Origin of the sequence: Micromonospora sp. LOL_015 (assembly GCF_048060275.1) — a bacterium.
In the GTDB taxonomy this organism is placed as follows: domain Bacteria; phylum Actinomycetota; class Actinomycetes; order Mycobacteriales; family Micromonosporaceae; genus Micromonospora_E.
This window is the reverse complement of sequence record NZ_JBHMIO010000048.1, coordinates 23,612-30,801: the sequence shown is the minus strand read 5'-3', so window position 1 is coordinate 30,801 and position 7,190 is coordinate 23,612. Positions and strand designations below refer to the sequence as shown.

Below are 7,190 nucleotides of genomic sequence, written 5' to 3'. Positions count from 1 at the left end.
GCATGTGGAACCGGGGATGCTTCGCGAGCCAGGCTCGCACGGCGGGGGTCTTGTGGGTGCCATAGTTGTCGGCGGCGTACCTGGTTGTCGCCGCGCTCACCGCCACGGCGGTGCTGGCCCGGATTCTGGAGCACTACGTGGACCGTGCCGAATGCTGCTGCCGCCCTCCCACACCGGCACCGTCCGGGCAAGTCGGGCATTACCGACCCCGCCGGACCACTGGGTCGCGATCTGCGAACCGGAGAACTGTAGCGCCCAGTCGTACGGACCGAACCTACTACCGTGTAGCGGCCGACGACGTCAGTGATCGCCACATCTACGGTGTACTTCGGATGCGGCACCATGGGGACCAGCCCGACGTACACGCCGGCCACCGGCCGGCCGGTGGCCGCAGCAGTGACAGTGACAGTGCCGATGATCTCGCCCGGCGGATCGAGTCGGATCTGTGGCGCGGAGGTCACGGCGCCGGCCCGGACCCGGATCACGGCGGCACGATGCCGTTGCCCGGTGCCACCATGCGTCCCGACCCATTGCAGCCCGTGCCGCTGCTCGTCGTACGGCGGGTTGACGAAGAGCTGGTAGCGGCCCGGTTCGACCCCCTCCGCGACGAGTGCGCCGTCCGCAGCAGCACAGTGACTACGCCAGCCGAGCTGCAAGTCGCCGAGATCGATCAGGGTGTACCGGTCGCGATCCACCGGCACGATTCGGACGCACGCGCGGGCGGGCAGACCGGTGACGGCGTCATGGACGGTGGTGCCCACCACCCCTGATTCGGCCGTGGCGCCCCGGTCAGAGGCCTGGTCCGCAGCAGACACGGTGGACGCGCCGGTGGCGAACACGGGTGACACGAGCAGCAGGACGGCGAGCCGGAGACCGGACCGGGTCAACAAATCGTACATGGTGGACTGTCTGCCACGATGGCGTCCGTCGTACCCGCTGCCACCAGAGGCGCATTGTCGGATCCAGGAACGAGTTCACCATCCACGACAACCGACACAACGCCTCGGCTGACCGTCGCGAAGGGACCTTCGAGCGCACCTGGAGCATCGAGTGTGACCTCCACCTTAATACGGTCACCGCGCACAGGCATGAACCGCCAGCCAGAAAATATCATTTAGTATTAATTGACGGTGGTTATCTCCATACCGATGTCGACTCACCATCCAAAAGTGCTCGAGACCACACCGTCGACTGCGATCACGCTATGGATACAAGCGATCACTAGTGATAGACTTACGTGAATTAATTGGATTTTCCACATTATTGGCCGCAGTGTCCCCGTCGACGGCCGTTAGATCGCCGCGAAGGAGTGGCTAAGACCATTCACCCCATGGAACGACGTGTCAATGACACCGCAGAAGAACCGGAGTGACTACCGGAGGTAAAACGTGCGTGTAGAGATACTGGGACCCCTTCGCGTCGACCACCAGGGACGGCATTTCCGCCTACCGGGACGTCGCAGCCAGGTGATCATGGCGCTACTGGTGTTGGAAGCCAACCGCGTCGTACCGATGGAACGGCTCATCGACGCGGTGTGGGAGGGGACCCCACCGTCGACCGCGCGCGGCCAGGTGCAGATCTGTCTGTCCACCCTGCGCCGGACCTTCACCGGTCGCGACCTGGCCAGCCCTTTCGAAACGCACCGCTGCGGATATCTGCTCCGGGCCGCCGACGGTCAACTCGACGTCGATGTCTTCAACCGCCTCGTCGCCGAAGCACGCTCCATCGCGGCCATCGGTGACCTGCCCGCCGCCACTGAACGGCTGCGCGCGGCGCTGGCGCTGTGGAGCGGCCCCGCCCTGGCCGGCCTGCCGGGACGGATCATCGAGGCGGGCCGCAAACGGCTCGAGGAGCTGCGAGCCGCCGCGATCGAGGAGCGGATCCGGCTCGATCTGGCATTGGGTCACCACGAAGAGGTGATCGGTGAGCTGATCTGGCTCATCGAGCGCGACCGGCTGCGCGAGCGGCTGTACGCACTCCTGATGCTGGCGCTGTACCGCTCGGGCCGACAGGCGGAGGCGCTGGCGATCTACCGCGCCGCGCGGACCGCACTCGTCGACACGCTCGGCATCGAACCGGGCGACGAGTTGCGCCGCCTCGAGCAAGGCATTCTCAGCGGCGATGCCCAGCTGGAGCTGCCTACCCACTCCGCCAGTACCCGCCGGACGTACCCACCGGCGACACCGCGCCCCACGCCGTGCCAGTTACCGTCCGACACGGCAGATTTCATCGGCCGCGAGGACGAGGTCACCGCCGCCGGCGACGCACTGGCCCCGAACCGGGCAGATGTCCGGGCGGTGCCGGTCGTCTCCATCACCGGCCGTGCCGGCATCGGCAAATCCGCCCTGGCCCTGCACGTGGCACACCGGATGCTCCCCGGCTACCCGGACGGGCAGCTCTACGCGTCGCTTGACGCGACGCAGAGCCGCACGGAGCAGGTGCTGCCGCGCTTCCTTCGCGCGCTCGGCGTCGGCCGGGCCGACATCCCAATGGAGATCGACGAGCAGACCCACCTGTACCGGAGCCGACTCGCGGGTCAGCGGATCCTCGTCGTACTCGACGGCGTCGCCGACGAGTCGCAGGTCCAGCCGCTGTTGCCCGGTAGCGGCACCTGTGGTGTGCTCGTCACCAGCCGATCCGCGTTGGTGGGCCTGCCCGGCGCGCACCGTGTCCGGCCCCGGCCACTCGGTCATGCCGACGGGCTGCGTCTGCTCGGCAGGATCGTCGGTCACCAGCGGGTGGACACTGAGGCGGAAGCGGCGGACGCCCTCGTCACCTTATGTGGCGGGCTGCCCCTCGCCCTGCGGATCGCCGGTGCGCGGCTGACCGCGCGGGAGCACTGGGGAATCGGTCAGCTCGTGGCGCGGATGCGTGACGACAGGCGGTTGCTCGACGAGCTGGAGCATGGGCCGCTCAGTGTGCGGGCGAGCCTGGCGGGTAGCTACCGGTCCCTGCCCGACGGCACCCGCCGGCTGCTGCGCCGGCTCGCGCTGCTGGACTGCGCCCAGCTCCCGGCCTGGGTCGCGGCGGCGCTGCTGGACACCGACCCGACCGTGGCCGAGGACCTGCTGGAACAGTTGGCCGACGCGCAGCTGGTGGACGCGGAGCGCATGCCCGGTGGCGGCCGGCCGCTGTACCGGTTGCCGGCGCTGGTGCGCGTGTTCGCCGCGGAGCGCGCCGAGGTCGAGGACACCGCCGTGGTACGGGAGCAGTCGCTGCGCCGGGTCTGGGCCACCTGCCTGTACCTGACCGGTACGGCGAGCCGACAGGCGGAAGGCGCCGGCGCGGACATGCCGTCGCCCCTGGTGACCGACGCGGTGGTGGACCGGCTGCGTGCCGATCCGGTCAGCTGGCTGGCAGCCGAACTGCCCACCCTGATGGCCGCGGTGCACCAGGCTGCCCGGCTCGGCTGGCAGGGCCCGGCCGGTGACGATGTCACCGGGTCGCCGCGTACCGCCACCGGGTAACCGCCCGACCCGGTATCCGGCGGCTATCGATCGCGCATCGACCTCTTTCGCCGATGCGCCGGTCAGCCCTCGCGGTCGCCGGACGGGACAGCGAAGCGATATTTCATCGAAGTCGGTGGATGTTCTGCTGGTCGCATGGCCCTCACCGTTTCCGTGGTTATCCCCAACTACAACTACGCCAGGACCCTCGACGCCTGCCTGAGCTCGGTGTACGGGCAGACGTACCCGCCGCACGAGGTCATCGTCGTCGACGACCACAGCACGGACGGCTCGCGGGACGTCGCCGCGCGGTTCCCATGCCGGACCGTCGTCCACCCGGACAACCGGGGCGTCTCCGCCGCCCGCAACACCGGAGCCGCCCTCGCCACGGGTGACGTGCTGTTCTTCCTCGACTCCGACGAGGCGCTGGAGCCCGACGCCATCGCCAACGCGGTAGCGATCCTGCGCGACGATCCGGCGGTCGGCTGCGTGCACGGGGTCATCGCGCCGGAGCCACTCATTGACGACGGGCCGGTCGAGTGGTACCGCACGCTGCACGCGTACTGGTGGCGCTGGCGGCACGCCGGTGTGGTCCGGACCGCCTTCTTCGCGCAGGCGGCGATCCGACGCTCGGTGTTCGACGAGGTCGGACCGTTCGACGAGGAACTGCGCGACTCGGAGGACCTGGAGTACAGCGACCGGCTCGCCCCGCGTACCCGGATCGTGCTCAGCGACCGCGTCGTCGCCCGACACGACGAGGTCTCCCGGCTCGGCCCCCTGCTGGCCGAGCAGTTCCGCCGCTCCCAGCTGCTCGCCAGGACCGTGCTGGCCGCCCGCCGCGAGGGCCGCGCCAGCCTGACCGCGAACCGTCCCGCCGGGATCCTCGCCGTGGCGGGGGCACTGGGCGTGCTTCCGCTGACCCTGATCCATCCGGTGTTCGTCCTTGCCTCGGCGCTGCTGGTCGCCGTCTTCGCGGTCTGCGACATCGGGCTGCTGCGGTTCGTCGCCCGCCGCCGTGGTCCCCGGTTCCTGCCCTTCTTCCTCGGGGTGCACCTGCTACTGCACGTCGCGCTGGTCGCCGGGGCGGTGCTGGGCTGCGTACGGCTGCTGCTCGGCTCTCGGCCGACCCGCTGGCTCACCCCGTTGGTGCTGGTCGCCGCCGTGGTCGCGCTCGGCTTCACGGTACGCGCTGCCGGCACCGCGCCGCTGGTGGCGCTGGGCCGCCCGGCCGGCCTGCCGCTGCTACTGGCGGCGACCGCCGCGAACCTGGCCGGGTTGCTGATCGGCATGGTGGCCTGGCGGGTCCTGGTCCCGGTCCGCGGCCTCCCGGCGGCCCGGATCTTCTTCCTCGGCCAACTCGGCAAGTACCTGCCCGGACGGGTATGGGGCGTGATCACCCACGTGGACCTGGGCCGTCAGGCCGGGGCACCCGCCGAACGCATGATCACCGCCTACCTGGTCAGCATCGGGCTCGCCATCCTCGCCGGGGCCGGAGTGGGAATGCTCGCCGCGCCGGGACCCTGGATCCTGCTGCCCCTGGTCGGCTTCGTCGCCCTGCTGGGCCGCCCGGCGCTGCTCGACCGGCCCGTCGCACTGGTCGCCCGGCTCGTCCGGCGCCCGGTCACCCCACTCCCGCCGGCCGCGGTCCGCGCCGCGCTGGCGCTGGCGCTGCTGTCCTGGCTGGTCTCCGGTCTGCACCTGTGGGCGCTGGCGGTGGCGCTAGGAGCGCCCGCCGACCGTTCGGCGGCCGTCGCCGTCGGCGCGTTCGCGCTGGCCACCGTGGCCGGCGGCCTGTCGATCGTCGCGCCCGACGGCTGGGGGGTCCGCGAACTCGCGCTCGCCGCCGCCCTGGCCACCGTACTGCCCTGGGGGGTCGCCGGCACGGTCGCCCTCGCCAGCCGGCTGATCTGCGTCGTCGTCGAGATCGGCACCTCCCTCGCCGTACTCGGCCTGGCCCGTTTCGTGCACCGAGGAGAGCCGCATGTCCACGCTGTTCACCCTTGACGACGCCGAGCGGCTCGGTGTCGGCGAGGTCCACGACCTGTACCGGCGGCACGTGAACAAGTCCCAGGTGTCGCTGATGACCTCGTTCGGGTTCGGCCGCGAACTGGTCGACCGCGCTGAGGGCGCCTACCTCTACCAGCGCGACGGCCGCCGGATCGTCGACGGCGCGCGGACCGTGCTGACCGCCGCGGTCCGGACCAGGGTGACCCGGGTGGTGCACATCTCGTCCACGGCCGTCTACGGCCTGCCCCGGACCGTACCCACCACAGAGGAACACCCCCGGGAGCCGGTCGACCCGTACAGCGCCGCGAAGACGGCCGCGGAGGAGCACGCCGAACGACTGCGCGCCGACGGTGCCTGCCTGCCGATCGTACGGCCCAAGACGTTCCTCGGCCCCGGCCGGATGGGGCTGTTCTCCATGCTGTTCGAGTGGGCCGAGGAAGGCCGCAACTTCCCGGTCATCGGCCGCGGCGACGTGCGCACCAGATGCTCGCCCTGTCCGGAATCCTCGGGGCACCTCACCCGACCCCGCCGCTCAGCGACCGGACCGAGCCGCGGTGGCGGCGCGTGGCCCGGGCCCTGCGGCGTTGGTACGGCTGGCTGCTGATCGCGGCGGCGGTGCTGTGGCTGGGCTACAACGTCGTGCGCCGGGCCGCCACCGGCAGATGGCACTGGTCGATCCTGCTCGACGCGGTGCCCCCGGTGTTCCTCATCGCCGTGCCACTGCTACTGCTCGGGCTCAGCGCCGCCGCGTGCGGTCCGCGTCGGCGGTGGGCCGCCGCCCTGGCTCTGGCCGGCCTGCTGCCCGGCATCGACCAGACCGGCGTCAACCTGCACGCGCTGCGGCCCGGCGACCGGCCCGTCCCGGCCAACGCGGTGCACGTGGTGAGCTGGAACACCAACTACTGGGGCATGAGCAACGAGGATCCGCAGGCGCAGCTCAGGTTCCTGAAACGCCTCGACGCCGACGTGTACCTGCTGCAGGAGCATGTGATCTGGGTGCCGGGCACCGGCGAGGTCGGCTACCACCCGATCCGGGACGACGCCAGGTTGCAGGCGGAGTTCCCCGGCTACCACATCGTGCGCCGCAGTGAACTCGTCACCATCTCCCGGTTTCCGGTCGTGGCCATGCCGGTCTTCGGCCCGGCCGCGCAGCTGCCCCCGGACGCGCCCTTCAACCAGGTGTTCAGCCGGGACAAGGTGCTGCGCACCGACCTGCTCGTGGGGGACAGCACTGTCTCGGTCTACAACGTCCACGTCACCGTGCCCACCGCCATCGATTTGAGCGTCCTGCGGCCCCAGGTCGACCCGGACGCGTACTTCCGTCGCAAGTTCGACTGGCGGCAGGCCGAGGTGCAGGGTCTCGTCGACGATCTGCAGGCCAACCCGAACCCGTCGATCATCTCCGGCGACTTCAACGCCACCTCGTCCATGGGGACACTCGACCCGTTGCGGGCGGTGGCCGAGGACGCGACCACGGCGAGCCGTCACCCGCTGCCGATGAGCTGGCGGTGCAACGCCCCGATGACCTTCCAGTGGGACAACCCCCTCGCCGGCCGGCCGCTGCCGTTCTGGCGGATCGACTGGACGTTCACCGCAGGTCCGGTCAGGGTGCACCGGTACGAACTGGCGTCTGCGGAGTACCTGTCCGACCATCGGCCGCAGCATCTGTGGTTCTCGGTGGGCTGACGCCTCGTGCCGGCTCTCTAGGGAAAGTAGATGTTGATCAGATCGATGGCG

4 protein-coding genes and 1 pseudogene are annotated in these 7,190 nt (G+C 70.4%); all 5 read left to right on the top strand.

The features are described from left to right. Positions 1-332 precede the first annotated feature (332 nt). The 5 genes and pseudogenes from ACFHWU_RS25045 to ACFHWU_RS25025 all read left to right on the top strand — a co-directional run bounded on the left by ACFHWU_RS25045 (position 333) and on the right by ACFHWU_RS25025 (position 7,139). Positions 333-770 carry a hypothetical protein gene (locus ACFHWU_RS25045; RefSeq protein ID WP_416591780.1) on the top strand — a complete coding sequence of 146 codons (438 nt, stop codon included), beginning with the start codon at positions 333-335 and terminating at the stop codon, positions 768-770. A 702-nt stretch (positions 771-1,472) separates the two neighbouring features. Then, complete coding sequence (locus ACFHWU_RS25040; protein WP_416553174.1) at positions 1,473-3,467, top strand: BTAD domain-containing putative transcriptional regulator; 1,995 nt, start codon at positions 1,473-1,475, stop codon at positions 3,465-3,467. Between the two features lie 135 nt (positions 3,468-3,602). Next, positions 3,603-5,450: a glycosyltransferase family 2 protein gene (locus ACFHWU_RS25035; protein WP_416591779.1), complete on the top strand. Its 1,848-nt coding sequence runs from the start codon at positions 3,603-3,605 to the stop codon at positions 5,448-5,450. Between the two features lie 76 nt (positions 5,451-5,526). Next, positions 5,527-5,931: pseudogene (locus ACFHWU_RS25030) on the top strand (NAD-dependent epimerase/dehydratase family protein); the annotation flags it as partial. Between the two features lie 86 nt (positions 5,932-6,017). Beyond that, positions 6,018-7,139: an endonuclease/exonuclease/phosphatase family protein gene (locus tag ACFHWU_RS25025; protein WP_416591778.1), complete on the top strand. Its 1,122-nt coding sequence runs from the start codon at positions 6,018-6,020 to the stop codon at positions 7,137-7,139. Positions 7,140-7,190 lie beyond the last annotated feature (51 nt).